This is a genomic window from Streptomyces coeruleoprunus (assembly GCF_039542925.1).
In the GTDB taxonomy this organism is placed as follows: Bacteria; Actinomycetota; Actinomycetes; order Streptomycetales; family Streptomycetaceae; genus Streptomyces; species Streptomyces coeruleoprunus.
The window spans coordinates 3,277,316-3,291,785 of record NZ_BAABIT010000001.1 but is presented as its reverse complement, the minus strand read 5'-3'; the positions used below and the strand labels follow the sequence as shown (position 1 = coordinate 3,291,785).

At 69.1% G+C, this 14,470-nt stretch carries 18 protein-coding genes and 1 tRNA gene; 14 read left to right on the top strand and 5 right to left on the bottom strand.

Annotated elements, in window-relative coordinates; genetic code table 11:
* The first annotated feature begins 982 nt into the window (after window positions 1-982).
* A complete protein-coding gene (locus ABEB09_RS14425) occupies window positions 983-1,522 on the top strand; it encodes a nuclease-related domain-containing protein (protein WP_345690305.1) in 540 nt (179 codons plus the stop codon).
* 8 nt (window positions 1,523-1,530) lie between these two features.
* Here the strand turns inward: ABEB09_RS14425 and ABEB09_RS14420 are convergent, their stop codons facing one another.
* Window positions 1,531-1,998, bottom strand: a complete 468-nt coding sequence (locus ABEB09_RS14420; RefSeq protein WP_345690304.1) for an NUDIX hydrolase — start codon at window positions 1,996-1,998, stop codon at window positions 1,531-1,533.
* A gap of 18 nt (window positions 1,999-2,016) precedes the next feature.
* Between ABEB09_RS14420 and ABEB09_RS14415 the strand changes: the two genes are divergently transcribed.
* The 12 genes from ABEB09_RS14415 to ABEB09_RS14360 all read left to right on the top strand — a co-directional run bounded on the left by ABEB09_RS14415 (window position 2,017) and on the right by ABEB09_RS14360 (window position 9,386).
* Window positions 2,017-2,796, top strand: coding sequence for a GntR family transcriptional regulator (locus tag ABEB09_RS14415; protein WP_345690303.1), 780 nt, complete (start codon window positions 2,017-2,019; stop codon window positions 2,794-2,796).
* Window positions 2,797-2,930: 134 nt separating this feature from the next.
* Window positions 2,931-3,260, top strand: a complete 330-nt coding sequence (locus ABEB09_RS14410) for an SCO3933 family regulatory protein (protein ID WP_345690302.1) — start codon at window positions 2,931-2,933, stop codon at window positions 3,258-3,260.
* A 2-nt stretch (window positions 3,261-3,262) separates the two neighbouring features.
* Entirely contained in the window at window positions 3,263-4,621 is a 1,359-nt protein-coding gene (locus ABEB09_RS14405; RefSeq protein ID WP_345690301.1) for an FtsK/SpoIIIE domain-containing protein, read from the top strand.
* 78 nt (window positions 4,622-4,699) lie between these two features.
* On the top strand, window positions 4,700-4,879 hold the full coding sequence (locus ABEB09_RS14400; protein WP_345690300.1) for a hypothetical protein: 180 nt from the start codon (window positions 4,700-4,702) through the stop codon (window positions 4,877-4,879).
* A 76-nt stretch (window positions 4,880-4,955) separates the two neighbouring features.
* The gene (locus tag ABEB09_RS14395; protein ID WP_345690299.1) at window positions 4,956-5,624 is read left to right on the top strand and encodes a DUF2637 domain-containing protein; all 669 of its coding nucleotides are present in this window, start codon (window positions 4,956-4,958) and stop codon (window positions 5,622-5,624) included.
* An 18-nt stretch (window positions 5,625-5,642) separates the two neighbouring features.
* Window positions 5,643-5,831 carry a mobile element transfer protein gene (locus ABEB09_RS14390; protein WP_345690298.1) on the top strand — a complete coding sequence of 63 codons (189 nt, stop codon included), beginning with the start codon at window positions 5,643-5,645 and terminating at the stop codon, window positions 5,829-5,831.
* 9 nt (window positions 5,832-5,840) lie between these two features.
* Window positions 5,841-6,161: a SpdD protein gene (locus tag ABEB09_RS14385; RefSeq protein WP_345690297.1), complete on the top strand. Its 321-nt coding sequence runs from the start codon at window positions 5,841-5,843 to the stop codon at window positions 6,159-6,161.
* Between the two features lie 94 nt (window positions 6,162-6,255).
* Window positions 6,256-6,438 carry a hypothetical protein gene (locus ABEB09_RS14380; protein ID WP_345690296.1) on the top strand — a complete coding sequence of 61 codons (183 nt, stop codon included), beginning with the start codon at window positions 6,256-6,258 and terminating at the stop codon, window positions 6,436-6,438.
* Window positions 6,439-6,443: 5 nt separating this feature from the next.
* Window positions 6,444-6,614, top strand: coding sequence for a hypothetical protein (locus ABEB09_RS14375; protein WP_345690295.1), 171 nt, complete (start codon window positions 6,444-6,446; stop codon window positions 6,612-6,614).
* Window positions 6,611-8,005, top strand: coding sequence for a replication initiator protein RepSA (gene repSA, locus ABEB09_RS14370; RefSeq protein WP_345690294.1), 1,395 nt, complete (start codon window positions 6,611-6,613; stop codon window positions 8,003-8,005). Before ABEB09_RS14375 ends, repSA begins: the two co-directional genes overlap by 4 nt.
* Complete coding sequence (locus ABEB09_RS14365) at window positions 8,002-8,190, top strand: helix-turn-helix domain-containing protein (protein WP_345690293.1); 189 nt, start codon at window positions 8,002-8,004, stop codon at window positions 8,188-8,190. The genes repSA and ABEB09_RS14365 overlap by 4 nt, the downstream gene beginning before the upstream one ends.
* Window positions 8,190-9,386 (top strand): site-specific integrase, encoded by a 1,197-nt coding sequence (locus ABEB09_RS14360; RefSeq protein WP_345690292.1) that lies wholly within the window; start codon window positions 8,190-8,192, stop codon window positions 9,384-9,386. Before ABEB09_RS14365 ends, ABEB09_RS14360 begins: the two co-directional genes overlap by 1 nt.
* 78 nt (window positions 9,387-9,464) lie before the next feature.
* Here the strand turns inward: ABEB09_RS14360 and ABEB09_RS14355 are convergent.
* From ABEB09_RS14355 to ABEB09_RS14345, 3 genes are all read right to left on the bottom strand, one after another.
* A tRNA-Pro gene (locus ABEB09_RS14355) sits at window positions 9,465-9,538 on the bottom strand.
* A gap of 31 nt (window positions 9,539-9,569) precedes the next feature.
* Complete coding sequence (locus tag ABEB09_RS14350; RefSeq protein ID WP_345690291.1) at window positions 9,570-10,274, bottom strand: Pr6Pr family membrane protein; 705 nt, start codon at window positions 10,272-10,274, stop codon at window positions 9,570-9,572.
* Between the two features lie 43 nt (window positions 10,275-10,317).
* Complete coding sequence (locus ABEB09_RS14345; RefSeq protein ID WP_345690290.1) at window positions 10,318-11,244, bottom strand: metallophosphoesterase; 927 nt, start codon at window positions 11,242-11,244, stop codon at window positions 10,318-10,320.
* Between the two features lie 120 nt (window positions 11,245-11,364).
* Here ABEB09_RS14345 and ABEB09_RS14340 point away from each other — a divergent pair, with 120 nt between their 5' ends.
* Window positions 11,365-11,829, top strand: coding sequence for a GatB/YqeY domain-containing protein (locus tag ABEB09_RS14340; protein WP_345690289.1), 465 nt, complete (start codon window positions 11,365-11,367; stop codon window positions 11,827-11,829).
* A gap of 168 nt (window positions 11,830-11,997) precedes the next feature.
* On the opposite strand, the gene ABEB09_RS14335 is transcribed toward ABEB09_RS14340, so the two are convergent.
* Window positions 11,998-14,247 (bottom strand): transglycosylase domain-containing protein, encoded by a 2,250-nt coding sequence (locus tag ABEB09_RS14335; protein ID WP_345690288.1) that lies wholly within the window; start codon window positions 14,245-14,247, stop codon window positions 11,998-12,000.
* Window positions 14,248-14,470 lie beyond the last annotated feature (223 nt).

The window sequence follows — 14,470 nt, the reverse complement described above, 5'->3', positions numbered from 1 at the left end:
CGGTCCGGCGCTGTTCTTGGGCGGGCCAAAGCGTGAAGCGGGTCACCCCGTGGCAACTTCTGGTGGCGCGGGGCCGGGGGCGGGGGCGGCGCGGGCCGGAGGCAGGAGCGGAGCCCCCGCCCACGAGCCCGCGCCGGCCCGCAGTGCGGGCCGGTGGGGTGTGATCCGTAGCGGCGGCTGGATAAGCCGATTGGCCAGCGCGCCGGATGCCTGAAAGGCAAGAGCACCCGCCTACCCGCACCCTGGCCGCTGCCCGGCTGTGGGGGTTCTGGCTACCGGTACGGCGGCTGCCTTAGGGGTGCTGCGGGTGTGGCTCAGGGGTGCTGTGGTGGTGTCGCACGCGTGGGGTCTGCTCGATCCGAGGCTTCGGCCTGGCGGCGCGGGAGCCCCCGAGAAGTCCCTTTTCCTCCCCTCCCCGCCCGGAAGGGCGGGGCTTGATGAGGTAGAGAAACCTGTAACAGTCCATGGGCTCAGGTGGGGGCGTCCTCCACTAAGCGCTCATGGCCTGGCGGAAGGAAGTCAGCGTTGGGCTTCCAACGATTAGGGCAACTCGATCACAAGGCGCTCTTGTGCGGCACTTGGTCGACTGCTGCCATATCTCTGGGACGGCATGGACTTGGGGGCGGGCATGAGGGACTTGTCGGTGCGCCGGTGGAAACGCTTCGGACATGACCGCGTGTACGTGAACCTGCCAGACGGTACGACTGTGGCGTGGGCCAATCTCGCCACCGGGGAATTGCAGTTCGAGCATCCCCAGTACCGGCGTGAGGCTCTGGAGCTCATACGCCCCTACCTTCAGCGGGGTGCATCGTCGGCAGGCGCTCCCTCATCCCGGTCTCCTGTTCATGAGCCACCTTCCCCGACGCGGGCTCCTCGCCCGACAGTCTCAAAGCTGCCCACCCTGACCCCACAGGATGACCTGGCGTCGAACCAGCCGGGCGCCGGACTGGCTGGCCTTCTCGCTGGCAAGGGGCAGACCCCCATGCGGCGGATATGGTCACGCCTGCTCGGCCGCACGTCGGAATGGGAGTCCTGGCACAAGGGGCTTGCAGGGGAGCGCCGTGTGGGGCGAGAACTGGAGCGGTTGCACCCGTTTGGCTGGCGCGTGCTGCACGGCATTCCCACTCCTACCGGCGGTGACATCGACCATCTGCTGATTGGCCCCGGCGGGGTCTTCGTCGTCAACGCCAAGTACCACGACGGCAAGTCAGTGTGGCTCGGCGACCATGCGGCTAAGGTGAACCACGGGCGCCCGCAGCCGTATGCCAATATCAGCCGAAGCGAGGCCCGCCGGGTTCGGGAGGTATTGGAACGATACTGTGAGTTCCCCGTGCATGTAGAGCCCGTCCTAGTCTTCGTCGGTGTCACCGACCTGACCAAGGCGCCCACGGCACACGAGGTCCGCGCTTACAAGGAAAGAGATATCGCTTCGCTGGCGCCGCTGAGTGGAAAGCTGTGCCCTGAGCAAGTCGAAGCGGTCTACACCGTGGCGCGCCATAAGCGAGTATGGCTTAACGCCTGAGCCCGAAATCAGCGGATCTTGAGTAGCTGTCGGCCGTCGTGGCTGCGCACGTGGGGCCCTGCACCGTCGATGGCATCGAGTAGGCGGACCGCGTAGACCTCAGCCATCCGCTCTGACACCTCGGTCGGCGTGAGCCACTCGACCGCTGATGACTCGGCGGAGGTGCGTTCCCTGCCGCCTGAGGGCTTGCAGCGAAAGACCAGAGCGACGATGCCGCGCGCCATGTTCTTGTACACGCCGGTCAGTTCGTCGACCTCGACCCGGATGCCGGTCTCCTCCCAGACTTCGCGGGCTACGCCTTCCTCTGGAGTTTCCTTAAGCTCAAGGACTCCCCCCGGCAGTTCCCACGTCCCGTTGTCCGCGCGCCGGATCACCAGCAGCCGCCCGTCCTCGCGTACAACCGCCCCTGCGACGGACACGGAGTGTAGTGGCGTTGACTGGGCTTCGCGGACGCTGTTACTCATGTATAGGAGCATAGGAGGAAGAGAAGGACTATGGAAACTACGGCAGGAGGTGGCAGGGCCGTACCTCGATACGTGCAGATCGCTGACGAGATCGTTCAGCAGATCCGGGCCGGGATCCTCAAACCCGGGGACATGGTGCCGAGCGAGTCCGAGTTGGTGGATCGCTACGGCGTCTCGGGGGGCACAATCCGCAAGGCCATGGTCGAGGTGAGGGCAAGTGGCCTAGTAGAGACGCGCCACGGCAAGGGCTCGATGGTGAAGGCCCGGCCGCCTGTGCGTCAGCGCTCGTCGGACCGCTTTCGCCGGTCGCATCGCCGGGGAGGGAAAGCCGCGTACCTCGCCGAGTCTGAGCAGGCCGGTGCAACCGCCAAAGTGAGCGTGCTGTACATCGGCCCTATGGAGGCGCCGAAGGACATCGCCGAACGGCTTGGCGTGGAGGCGGGCACACAGGTCCTTGCACGGCGACGGCTGTACTTCCGGAACGGTACGCCGGTTGAGACGGCCGCCTCGTACCTGCCTTGGGATGTCGTTAGAGACATCCCCGAGCTGTTTGCTGAGAACCCTGGTGGCGGTGGCATCTACGCCCGGCTTGAAGATCATGGTCACGAGTTCGCCGAGTTCATCGAGACCCTTCAGGCCCGTCCGGCATCCAAGGCTGAGGCGTCGGAACTCGCGCTCAGCCCTGGCGCGCCAGTGGTCCACCTGATCCGCGATGCGGTGACCGAGGAGGGGCGTGTCGTGGAGGTGTGTGACACCCTCATGGCCGCTGACCAGTTCACTTTCCAGTACCGCATCCCGGCGGCCGACTGACTGCCCGTCAACCCCCCGCAGCCCGCCGCGATTTCTTCTTCGCGGCGGGTTGACTCATGTATAGGAGTCGGGCACTCTTCTAGTGTCGCTCATGTACATGAGTGAAGGAGCCTGTCTCTTCTAGAGGAGTAGCAATGCCGTCCTTCAAGATCGACCTTTCGACCGCCGTCGTCTTCGTCGCGACCGCCCCGACGCCGAAGCTGGCCAACAAGCAGACCGGTGAGATCGCGATGGACCGGGAGACCGGGGCGCCGCTGACGACCGTGGGTCTGCTGATCTCCGACGAGGGCGAGGGGAACCTGTACCAGGTGACCATCCCGAAGACCGGGGTGCCGGAGGGACTGGCGCCGGGCATGCCGGTGTCGGTGATCGGGCTCAAGGCGCGGGACTGGGAGAACACGTTCAACGGTCAGACCCGCCACGGGATCTCGTTCCGCGCGGTCGCGATCACGCCGGGGGCCTGACCATGTCGGACGTCGTCACCGTGCTTGAGGTAACGGGCGCCTTATCGGCGGCCGGTGGCCTCGGCTACGCGAAGACGCGGGCGCCGCGGGTGTTCTGGTCGCTGGCCGGTCTGCCGGTCGCGCGGGTGCGGTTCGCGGTTACGTACCGGTCCACGATGGACGTGTGCGGGCTGACGGTGCAGCCGTCCCGCTTCCGGGCGTTCATGGTCCGCAACGTGGCCCGGCGCCCGGACGTCCAGCCTGTTCCGCCGAAGGTCCGGCGGGTGCGCGGCTCCTCCACCGGGATGAAAGTCATGTTGCGCCTTCCGGCCGGTCTGGAGCCGGGCGATGTGGCCGCTGCATCTGAACGGCTGCGGCACGCCTGGGGCGTTCACTCGGTGCACGTGGTGGAGGTCAGGCCGGGCTTTGTGGAGCTGCGGATGACGGGCTACGACGTGTTGCGGCGGGTGAGGATGCCGCGCCGCCTGCCGCGTGGCCTCACGTCCGGGCCGATGGTGGTGCCGGTGGCGCTGCGGGAGGACGGAACGGTCTTCGTCCGCGACTACCAGAGGGTTCCCCATGCGCTGACGCTTGGGGCCAACCAGTCGGGCAAGTCCATGTATCAGCGCAACTTGATCGCCGGTCTGGCGAAGCTGCCGGTGGGGCTGGTCGGGATCGACTGCAAGCGGGGCGTGGAGCAGCGTGGCTACGCCGCCCGGCTGTCCGCCCTTGCCGTCACCCCGGATGAGGCCTCTGGCCTGCTGGATGCGCTGGTGGGCTTGATGGAGGAGCGCTTCGACGTGCTGAGTGAGTACGGCGTGGCCGACATGTGGAGCCTTCCTGCTCGGGTTCGCCCCGTACCGCTGGTGGTCCTGGTGGATGAGGTCGCGGAACTCTTCCTCACCGCGGTGAAGAAGGACGAGGAGCGGCGGGACCGGATGGTCATGCAGATGATCCGGCTGGCGCAGATGGCCCGTGCGGTCGGCATCTACTTGGAGGTGTGCGGCCAGCGCTTCGGCTCCGAACTAGGCAAGGGCGCGACGATGCTTCGTGCTCAGCTCACCGGCCGCGTGGTGCACCGCGTCAACGACAAGCAGACCGCCGAAATGGGTCTGGGTGACATCGCCCCGGATGCTGTCGTCGCCGTGACGACCATCCCGCCGGACCGTCCCGGTGTGGCCGTGGCTGGCGACTCCTCCGGCGGCTGGTCCCGCATCCGCACCCCTGAGATGACTCCGGCCGAAGCCGTGGCCGTGTGCCGCGAGTACGCGCACCTGACCCCGCACATTCCGGCCCTGGAGCCGTACCGGCCCATCGTCCCGGCCGACCCGGCCGCGGTCGACGCGATGCCGGTGGTCAAGCCGGTGCCGGTCACCGAGTAACACCCGCTCCCTCGGTCGGCGTGACCGCCTTCGCGCCAGGTCCCTACCCCGCCCATGCCGAAAACCGGGAGGCATCGCATGGCCGCACGGAAGACGACCAGCCGCAAGCCTGCCAAGACCCAGTCCTGCCCGGACTGCCAGGACGGACAGGTCCTGGAGTCCTTCAAGGTCGGCGCTCGCCGCAAGCGGGTGAGCAACGACCGGCAGGAAGCCCTGTGCCTGACGTGCTGGGGCACCGGCACGGTCGCCGAGTCCTGACCCGCACCCGCCGCTGCCGGGCGGACCGCTCCACTGCCGCCCGCCAGCGGCCTCAGCCCGAAGGGAGGTGAAACCCGTGCTCCGCACCCTCCGCCCCGACGCCGTGCTGATCCAAGCTGTCATCGCCGGTGCCTTGTCCTTCGCTCACCTGCACGACCTGGCCGAAGCCGCGGGACAGGACGGCTGGAAGGCTTGGGCCTATCCGGTCAGCGTAGACCTGCTGCTGGTCGCTGCCTGGCGCCGCATGCGCACCCAGGCCGACAACCGCGCCGCCTGGGCCTGGTTCGTGATCGCGCTGGCCGCGTCTCTCGGCGCGAACGTCGCCACCGCCGGACTGCTCGACATGAACGCCGTACCGGCATGGCTGCGCATCCTCGTCGCCGGATGGCCCGCCCTGGCCTTCCTCGGCGGGACGCTCCTGGCCCACGCCCCCGCACACACGGCAGAACAGCCAACTGCGAGCCCCACGCCGGTCACCGACCCCGAAGAGCAGGCGCCGCTACCGGACCCGCAGCCGGAAGAGCCCATCACGGTTGAGCGCGCCCTGGCACCGGCCCCCGAACTGCCCGCCGCTCCGGCGCCACCAGTGCCCGTGGCTGTGCCGCCCGCCCTGCTCGACCACGCCCGCAAGGTCGCCGACGGCCACCGAGCCCAGACCGGCGACCCGATCGACGCCGCGACGCTCCGCGCCCGCCTCGGCGTCCCGGCCCCGCTCGCTGACGCGATCGCCGCGCAACTCACCTGACCCGAAAGGAGGTGAAGCATGCCGCGTCCGAGGCGCTTCTACGACGTGATCCGCATCGGCCCCGTCCAGGTCGGCAGCTACTACGACGGCCGTGGCCGTACCAAGCACACCGCCGCCTGCACCGCCCCCCGCTGTGACTGGTCCGTCGACTACGACGGCCGTCCCGCCGCCGAACTGGCCGCCCGCACCCACCGCTGCAACCCCTGAGGAGACGACATGTTCACCCCGAAGTACCCGGCCCCGGACACGGCCACCCCGCCGGCCCCGGCCCAGCCCACCATCATCAGCGCGGCCTCGGCCCTGACCACCCCCAGCACCGCGACGCCGGTCCCGCAGGCCCCTGCTCCGTCCCGGACCACGGTCCAGCTCACGCCCGGGACTGTCGTCGGTGTCGCAGCAGGTGGCACCGCGGTCGTCCTCGTCGTGGGTGCGGTCCTGGTCTCCATGCTCCTGGCGGTCGCCGTCACCAGCATCAGCGTCGCGGTCGTCGCCGTCGTCCTGCGCCTGCTCCTCAAGGACCTGAAGAACAACAGCTGAACGGCCCCCGGGGCGGCCTCGGTCACCACACTTCCGCCGCCCCGGGCGCCTGAACCACTTCCAGATCCAACCGACCCGAAAGGGAGAGCCCATCATGCCCCAGCGCGCCTTGCCCCTGCCGTCGTGCCGCGACTGCGACGGCTTCGCCACCGCCGCCGTGACGACCGGAGACCGACACCGCGACGGCACCCGCGTCACCCTCCACGTCACCTGCCCGGCCTGCAAGGGCACCGGCCACGCCGTCCCCACCCCCACGCTCACCCGCGTCGGGCGGTGACCGCCATGGCCGTCCTGAACTGGCGATCGGCCGACCACTACGACCGCAGCGGCGACAAGCCGTGCGTGATCTGCACCAAGCCCACCCCGCTGCGCTCCGACCGGGGCAAGCCCGTCCACAAGGTCTGCGCCGAAGCCTGGATCGACCGCCACCCGCCCAAGGAGGACCGCACGTGACCAACGCCGCCACCGTGGCGGGCCTGGATGCGACCACCCTCGCCGACGTGCTGAGGGTGGCCGCATCCGGCGACTTCGACCGCTGGCAAGAACAGATCCGCCGCACCGGAGGCTGCACCGACCCGATCCGCCTGATCGGTGCAACCAAGACGATCGACCCGGCCACCGGCACCGTCCTGCACTCCTACAGCACCGACCACGAGCCGGGCGGCATGCTCCGCGTCGCCTGCGGCAACCGCCGAGCCTCCCGCTGCCCCGCTTGCGCCTGGACCTACGCCGGCGACACCTACCACCTCATCCGCGCCGGACTCCTCGGCGACCCCGCCAAGGGCACCCCCGACACCGTGCGCGACCACCCCCGCGTCTTCGCCACCCTCACCGCACCGTCCTTCGGCCCCGTCCACAACCGCCCCGGCAACCGGCCCTGCCGTTGCGGCACCCACCACAGCCAGGACGCGCCCGAACTGGGCACGCCCCTGGAACCCGCGACGTACGACTACGCGGCCGCCGTGCTGTGGAACAACCACGCCTCGGACCTGTGGCGCTACTTCACGATCTACCTCCGCCGCGAGATCGCCCGCCGCGCCGGACTTACCCAAAAGGCCGCCCGCGAGGAGTCCCGCCTGTCGTTCGGCAAGGTCGCCGAGTACCAAAAGCGCGGCGCCGTCCACTTCCACGCCGTCATCCGCTTCGACGGCCCCGACGGGCCGGACACCCCGCCCCCGGCATGGGCCACCCTGGATCTCCTCAGGGACGCCATCCACGCCGCTGCCGCCCGCGTACGCGTCGACGTGCCCGCCGCCGGAGACCAGCCCGCGCGCACCCTCCGCTGGGGCACCCAGCTCGACGTCCAGCCCATCGGCGCCTTCAACCACGGCGAAGAGATCACCGAACAGGCCGTGGCCTCGTACGTCGCCAAGTACGCCACCAAAGCCGCCGAGACCACGGGCACGGTCGACCACCGCGTCGGCAACAAGGAAGCACTGGTCCTGCTCGGCGTCCCCGACCACCCCCGCCGGTTGATCGAAGCCTGCCTGGACCTGCACCCGCTCTACCCCGGCCGCAAGCTCCGCGACTGGGCCCACATGCTCGGCTTCCGCGGCCACTTCTCCACCAAATCCCGCAGCTACTCCACCACCCTGTCCGCCCTCCGCCAGGCCCGCGCCGACTACCGCGCCGCCCAGCAGCGCGAAGCTCTCGGCCTGCCCCACCCCGACGACCACCCCGAGGCCACCACCCTCGTCGTCGCCCACTGGGCCTACGCCGGACACGGCCACACCCCCGGCGAATCCTGGCTCGCCGCCAACATCCGCCGGGACATCGAGCAAAACCGCGAAGCCGCCCGGGAGGCGCTAGCTGACCAATTCCACATGGAAGGAGCCGCTGAATGACCACCGCACCACCTGAGCTGCTGACCGTGCCGGAGGTCATGGCGCGGCTCAAGCTCGGTCGCACAAAGGTCTACGACCTGATCCGCTCGAAGCGCCTCGTCTCCATCACGGAGGGGCGTTCCCGCCGCATCCCCGCGAGCGCGCTGCACGACTACCTTCAGGCCCGTCTTGAGGAGGCCGCCTGATGGCCAAGCGGCGCAGTCGTGGGGACGGCGGCCTTCACTGGGACGACAAGCGACAACGCTGGATCGCCACGGCGAGCCTCGGCTATGACCCCAGTGGCAAGCGGATCGTGAAGCGGGCCAGCGGCAAGACGAAAACTGAGGCAAAGACCAAGCTCAAGGACGTACTGCGGGACTACGAGGACGGACTTGCGATCGCTCCGGCCACCTACACGGTCAAGGACGCAGTGACGGATTGGCTCGCGTACGGGCTCGCCGGTCGGGACGAGGGCACGGTCAAGACGAACACGATCCTGTCCAACACCCACGTCATTCCCGCCTTGGGGGCACGCAAGCTGCGTGATCTCAGTGCTGAAGACGTGGACAGGTGGCTGGCGGGCAAGGCCAAGGTACTGAGCACTCGCAGCTTGGAAGCGATTCGCTCGTGTCTGAACCGATCGGTGAAGCGGGCCATGGCTCGGGACAAGGTCAAGCGCAACGTTGTCGAGCTGTGCTCAGTCCCCGTCGGCCGTCCCGGACGGCCCTCGAAGTCTCTCACCATCAAGCAGGCAGAGGCCGTACTCACGACGGCTGCGGACTCACCCCTTTACGCGTACATCGTGGTGTCCCTTCTCACTGGGGGACGGACGGAGGAGATGCGGTCACTGCGTTGGGACCACGTCGACCTCGAAGGCGACCCGAACGCGACGCCCGCGATCCCGCCGCACATCGCGGTATGGCGTTCGGTCCGCAGCTCTGGGGACACGAAGACCAAGAAGTCCCGCCGTACCCTCGCGCTGCCCGGCCGGGCTGTCGACGCGCTGAGGATCCAGTGGGAGCGCCAGGGGTGGCAGCGCGTTGCGGCCGGTGATCACTGGCAGGAAAGCGGGCTCGTCTTCGCGTCGGCCGTGGGTACGCAGCTGGACGCCGCGAACGTACGGCGTGAGTTCCGTAAGGTGCTTGCTGAGGCCGCCCGACGATTTCCCGACGTCGATCTCAAGCCGCACGAGTGGACGACCCGGGAGACGCGAACGTCCTTCGTGTCGATCTTGTCGGACCAGGGGATCCCGCTGGAGGAGATTTCCCGGCTCGTCGGCCACTCCAGTACGGCTGTGACCGAGGAGGTCTACCGGAAGCAGATCCGTCCAGTGATCCAGACGGGCGCGGTCGCCATGGACGGGATCTTCGGGACGGGGTCGGAGGCCGCGCCGAGGCGGTAGTCACGCAGATAGACACGCAGACGAAACAGGTGAGGCACCTACTGAATTCAGTAGGTGCCTCACCTGGTGTTTTGGCTGTCGGGGTGGCGGGATTTGAACCCACGACCTCTTCGTCCCGAACGAAGCGCGCTGCCAAGCTGCGCTACACCCCGGTGTCGCCCGTTGTTGTCCTGGCGACGACGTTTACTTTAGCCCACCCGCGCCCTGAGACGAAATCCGGTTTTGGCGGCCCCGTACGTGGGGGCGGATCCAGTCCAGGGCCGTGACCGCCAGGGACAGGGCGTAGAAGGAGAGGCCGAGGACCAGGGCGTGGGCGATCACCACGCGGTAGCCGTGGGTCAGGGGGTCCAGGAACGGGTAGAGGTAGCGGCCTGCGGTGCCCGGGGGCAGGGCGAAGCCGCGGGCCAGGACGAAGAGCACGTACACCGCCGGGTACACCAGCCACAGTGCCGCGTCCAGGGGGCGCAGCCCGCAGGGGCGGACCAGGAGGAGCCAGTCCAGGGCCACGCCGATGGGGACCAGCGTGTGGAGGAGGTGGTCGGCGACGGCCGCCCAGCCCGCCGGGGCGGCGGCTCCGGCCAGGACCAGGTGGTGGACCACGGCCGTGATCGCGATGTACAGGAGCACCGCCCCGGTGATCCGGGGCCGCACCGGTGGGCGGCCCGCCCAGGCGCGGCGGGCCGACACCGCGAAGACCGCGGCGACCAGCACGTTGCTCTGCACCGTGAAGTGGCTGAGCACCCGCGCCGGGCTGCCCAGGACCGCGGCGATGACGACGCCCGTGAGCGCCGCCAGGGCGATCAGTGCACGGAAGGCGGCGGCGTACGGGCGGCGCACCGGCGGGACCACTGCGGAAACGGGCACATACGTCCAAAACGGGGCAGTCATGTCCCCACCGTAAGCGCGTCGCCGCCGCCGGGTGCGGCAGCCGTCAGTCGCGTGGCGTAAGCGTCAGCAGCGTGGCCTCCGGCGGGCATGCGAAGCGGACCGGCGTATAGCGGTTCGTGCCGCACCCGGCCGAGACGTGCAGGTACGCCGTGTGGCCGCCCGCCCTGTGGGTGGACAGGCCCTTCGCGCGGCCGGTGTCCAGGTCGCAGTTGGTGACCAGCGCCCCGTAGAAGGGGACGCACAGCTGACCGCCGTGCGTGTGACCCGCGAGGATCAGCGGGTAGCCGTCGGCCGTGAAGGCGTCGAGGGAACGCAGGTACGGCGCGTGGACGACGCCCACAGACAGATCGGCGTCCGGCTCCGGCCCGCCGGCCACCTTCTCGTACCGGTCGCGCTTGATGTGCGGGTCGTCCAGACCGGTGAAGGCCAGCTCCAGGCCGTCCAGCTTCAGGCGGCCGCGCGTGTTGGTCAGGTCCAGCCAGCCCGCCGTGTCGAAGGCGTCCCGCATCTGCTCCCACGGGTTGTGGACGGCGCCCACCGCCGGAGGGTTGCCGTTCAGCCCGTGGCGGCCCTGCACCTTCTCGAACAGGTAGCGGGCCGGGTTGCGCAGCTTGGGGCCGTAGTAGTCGTTGGAGCCGAACACGTACACACCGGGGTACTCCATCAGGGGTCCCAGGGCGTCCAGGACTTCGGGCACGCCCTCCGGGTCCGACAGGTTGTCGCCGGTGTTGACGACGAAGTCGGGGCGCAGCCCCGCCAGCGACTGGAGCCAGGCGCGCTTCTTGCGCTGCCCGGACACCATGTGGATGTCGGAGACCTGCAGCACCCTCAGGGGCCGTACCCCCGGCGGCAGTACGGGCACGCTGATGCGTCGGAGGCGGAAGGACCTCGCCTCGAAACCGGCGGCGTAGGCCACTCCCGCCACGCCGAGTGCTGTGATGCCGAGGGGAACTCCGTATCGCGCGCGCATGGGGTCCATCGTCGCAGACCCGGGCAGTGCCCTGCGACGGCCGGTCGGTGGGTGGGAGCGGCGCCGACGCCCGTGAAATGCGCGGGCGGGTCCCGTGCCTCACCTGCCACACTTGTCCGCATGACCACGCTCAAGTCCAAGCTCCAGGAAGACCTCACCGAGGCGATCAAGGCACGCGACGAGCTGCGCTCCTCGACGCTCCGGCTCACCCTCGCCGCCATCTCCAAGGAGGAGGTCGCGGGCAAGACGGCCCGTGAGCTGTCCGACGACGAGGTGCAGAAGGTGATCGCCAAGGAGGCGAAGAAGCGCCGTGAGGCCGCCGAGGCGTTCGCCCAGGGCGGTCGCCCCGAGCAGGCCGAGCGTGAGCAGGCGGAGGGTGTCGTTCTCGACGCGTACCTGCCGAAGCAGCTGACGGACGACGAGCTGCGGCAGATCGTCGCGCAGGCCGTGGAGGAGGCCAAGGCGGGCGGCGCCGAGGGGCCGCGCGCGATGGGTGCCGTCATGAAGATCGTGAACCCGAAGGTCGCGGGCCGCGCCGAGGGCGGCCGGGTCGCCGCCGTGGTCAAGCAGCTCCTCGCGGGGTGACACGCGTCCCCGCCGCGTTGCGCGTCTTCGTGGGGTAGCGCGCCCCGCCGGGTGCGCGCGCCAGGCCGCACAGCAGAAGGCACACGCCAGAAGACGCACGCGCCAGAAGACGCACAGCAGAAAGGGGCGTCCGCCGACAGCGGACGCCCCTTTCTCATGCCCTGCGGATCAGCGGCCCCAGCCGCCGTTCCCGTTGCCGCCACCGTTGCCGTTCCCGCCGCCGGTGTTGCCACCGCCGCCGATCAGGTCCGGCGGGAGGGAGATGCCGGGGAACGGGTCGGTGTCGCCGCCGCCCGTCGTCGGGCCGCCCGGCTTGTTGTCGCCGCGGCCCTTGTTCTTGTCGCCCGGCTTCGGCGCGTTCGGGATGGGCACCTCGATGAAGTCCGGAGCGGGCTGGCCCTCCAGCGCGCCCGTCATCGCGTCCTTCCAGATCGGCCCCGGGACCTTTCCGCCGAAGACCTTCTCGTGGTACTCGCCACCGATCGTGATGAACTCCATCTTCACGTCCTGGAGGGGGCTGCCCACCCAGACCGCGCCGGACATGTTCGGCGTGTACCCGACGAACCAGGCGTTCCGGCGGCTGTCCGTCGTACCGGTCTTGCCCGCGCTGTCGCGGGACTGCAGGCCGGCCTGCTGACCCGTACCGGAGTCGATCACACCGCGCAGCAGGGTGTTGATCGTGTCGGCGGTGCGCTCCGACATCGCCTTGGCGCAGCTGGTCTGCGGCACCTTCAGGCTCTTGCCGTCCGCCGTCTTGATCGACTCGATGGCGGTCGGGGTGCAGTACGTGCCGCGGTTGGCGAAGGCCGCGTAGGCGTTGGCCATGGTCAGCGGGGACATGCCCTGCGAGCCGAGCGTGAGCGCGGAGGGGTTCTCGGGCAGCTTCTTGTCGTTGCCCATGATCACGCCGAGCTTGTTGGTCATGTCGACGACCGGGCACATGCCGATCTCACCCAGCATCTGGACGAAGTAGGTGTTGACCGACATGGCCATCGCGTCTCTGAGGTCGTAAGGGCCGACTTCCTTCTCGTTCTCGTTCTCGACCGTGTCGCCGCCCACGTTCAGCCAGGGCTTGCCGCTGCACGACTGGACGGACGCCGGGTACGGCATCTTGTACGGCGAGGGGTAGACCTGCGTCGGCGGCTTGCCCTGCTCCAGGGCGGCGGCCGCCACGAACGGCTTGAAGGTCGAACCGGTCGGGAAGCCGAAGTTCGAGCCGCCCATCCCCTGGTTGACCGAGTAGTTGATCTGCGTCTCGTTCTTGCCGAAGCCGTACGGCTTGGACTGGCCCATCGCGAGGATCTTGCCGGTGCCGGGCTGGACCATCGTCACGGCCGTGGCGACCTTGTCGTCCTGGTAGACGTGGCTCTTGATCGACTCCTGGGCGGCCTTCTGGGCCTGCGGGTCGAGCGTCGTCCGGATGGTGAGGCCGCCCCGGTTCCAGATCTTGGCGCGGTCCTCGCGGGTCTTGCCGAAGACGGGGTCGGAGAGGAACACCTCGCGGACGTAGTCGCAGAAGAAGCCGGCGCCGTCGCGCGCGGTGATGCAGCCGTTCTTCGGCTTGGTGACCTTCAGCTTGATCGGCACGGCCTTGGCGCGGTCGGCCTCGGCCTGGCTGATGTCGCCGACGGCGACCATGCGCTGCAGCACGATGTTGCGGCGCTTGGTGGCTTCCTGCGCGTCGTTGACCGGGTCGTAGCGGCTCGGCGACTGCACGAGGCCGGCCAGCATCGCCGCCTCCTCCAGCGTGAGGTCCTTGGCCCGCTTGGAGAAGTAGCGCTGCGATGCGGACTCGATGCCGTACGCCTGCTGCCCGAAGAAGGTGATGTTGAGGTAGTTCTCGAGGATCTTCTTCTTCCCGAGCTCCTCCTCCACCTGGATCGCGTACTTCAGCTCCTGGATCTTGCGGCCCAGAGTCTGCTGCGTGGCCTGCGCGACCTTGTCGGGGTCGTCGCCGGCCTCTTCGACGAAGACGTTCTTCACGTACTGCTGGGTCAGCGTCGACGCGCCCTGCGCGACGCCGCCCGACTGGGCGTTGCGGTTGAGCGCGCGCAGCACGCCCTTGAGGTCGATGGCCCCGTGCTCGTAGAAGCGCGAGTCCTCGATCGCGACGATCGCCTTCTGCATGTACGGGGAGATGTCCCCCAGCGGGACCACCTTGCGGTCGCGGGAGTAGACGGTGGCGATCTGGCCGCCCTGCGCGTCCAGGATCGTGGTGCGCTGGCTCAGCGGCGGCCGCTTCAGGTTGGCGGGGATCTCGTCGAACCCCTGGACCGTCCCCTTCGCCGCGAGGCCCAGCGCGCCCGCGGCGGGCAGCGCGATGCCCGCGAGCACGACTCCGGAGAGCACGCTGACACCGAGGAACTTGGCGGCCTGCTGGGTCCGGGTCAGACCACCGCCCGAGCGCTTCTTTGGCATGGAAGCAGCCTAATCCGTAGTCAGCGACGTTCCGACGGAGCATGGCTCCCTCGGGATGTTCGAGTACCAGACCGTGACATCTGGAAGCAGCCGGGCCGTCGAGGCCTCAACGTAGATCGGTGCACGGTCTGGTGCGGTGGTGGCGGTCACGTGGGCGCCGGGCGGATGCCTACACGTTGCCCGGCGGTTCGACGCCTCTGCTTAGAGCGGTGCCGTTCGGCGT